At 69.9% G+C, this 1,534-nt stretch carries 1 protein-coding gene; it reads left to right on the top strand.

All coding sequences use genetic code 11. The features are described 5' to 3' along the window. Positions 1 to 179: 179 nt before the first annotated feature. Positions 180 to 1,534: ABC transporter substrate-binding protein (locus tag B071_RS0112110; protein ID WP_157703216.1), on the top strand; the 1,355-nt coding region annotated here is incomplete at its 3' end.

The following is a 1,534-nucleotide window of genomic DNA, read 5'->3' as shown; positions in this document are numbered from 1 at the left end:
GGCGGGCCGGGGCGTGCCGGGCTGTCTGGCCGCCCGGTCTGGTGTATCGGGTGTGCTCATGCCCCACAGGACGGGCTCCGGAGCACTGGTGCTTGCGCCGGGCGACGGGTATGTGACCGCCCACAGGCCTGCGGAAGCGCGCCAGGGCGGGAGCAGGAACACCCAAAACAGTGTATGCTATGATAATGGCGCCGCACGGGAACGAGTCTCACGGAAAAGAGCCCCGCAGAAAAAATCCCCAGGGAACGCAACCGCAGGGAGAAGAGCCTCAGGCCCCCCCTCCGGCTCTGGCCCCACGCGGAGCACCACCCGCACCACCTGCACCAGTAACACTCGCAGCAGCAACAATAGCCACCATCGCCGTGGTCCTCCTGATCTTCTGGAGCCACCCCGGCCTCGCCCGGGAAAGCCGGAACCCCACCCTGACCGTGACCTGGTGGGGAACCCCCGCCCGCCACGAACGAACCCGGGCAGTGCTGGACCTCTATCAGGAACACCACCCCGGGACGGACCTTCTGGCCCACAGCACCGAATGGGGAGACTACTGGCACACCCTGGACCAGCTCCTGGCTGGACCCAACCCGCCCCAGGTAATTCAGCAGGACTACGCCTACCTGGGCCACTACGTCCAGGAGGGCGTCCTCCTGCCCCTGGACCCCTTCCTCCGGGACGGCACAATCAGCCTCCCCGGCGTGGCCGACGCCCTCCTCCAGGGGGGACGAGTGGGGGGGCTCCTCTACGGCATCCCCCTGGGGATCAACGCCCCTGCCCTGGTCTACGACCCCGAAGTCCTGGCACGAGCGGGCATCCCCCGGCCCACCACGGACTGGACCTGGGACGACTTCGCCCGTATCGCCCGCCAGGTCCACCAGGAAACGGGGTTGGGCACGCGCCCCATCTTCCCGGGAAACCCCCGCACAGGCTTCGACACCTGGCTCCGCCAGCGGGGCCTCTCCTTCTACGCCCCCTCGGGGCGGGGCCTGGGGTTCACCGACCCGATCCTGCTGGAAGATTTCTGGACCTTCCAGAGGGACCTCGCCCGGGAGGGCCTGCTCGTCTCGGGGGGGAGCCCCCTGGCCGAGGGCAGGAGCTGGGTGGAGTTCATCTGGAGCAACGCCTTCCCCGCCCTGCAGGAGGAAGCCCGGCGTCCCCTGGAACTGGCCCTGCTGCCCCGCCTGGGGGACTCCCTCCGCCCCGGGCTCTATCTCAAACCCGCCATGTTCTTCTCCCTGACCCGGAGCGGGGGCGCGCCCCGCCCGGGAGCCCGGTTCATCTCGTTCTTTCTCACGAACCCCCGGGCGGGCACCCTCCTGGAAATGGAGCGGGGGGTGCCCCTGGTCCCGGCGGTGAACCAGAACCTGCGCAACGGCGTGACCCCCGCCCAGAAGCAGGTCCTGGACTACATCGCCCTGGTCGCCGACGGCCATTCGGCCCCCCTGGACCCGCCGGACCCGGCCGGGGCAGCCCGGGTGCAACAGCTCTTTCGGGAGACCACCAGCCAGGTCCTGGAGGGGCACATCCCCCCGGCGCGGGC

The sequence above is a fragment of the Alkalispirochaeta alkalica DSM 8900 genome, assembly GCF_000373545.1.
Classification (GTDB): domain Bacteria; phylum Spirochaetota; class Spirochaetia; order DSM-27196; family Alkalispirochaetaceae; genus Alkalispirochaeta; species Alkalispirochaeta alkalica.
The sequence above is the reverse complement of the archived record's forward strand: the minus strand, read 5'-3'. Positions and strand labels throughout refer to the sequence as shown.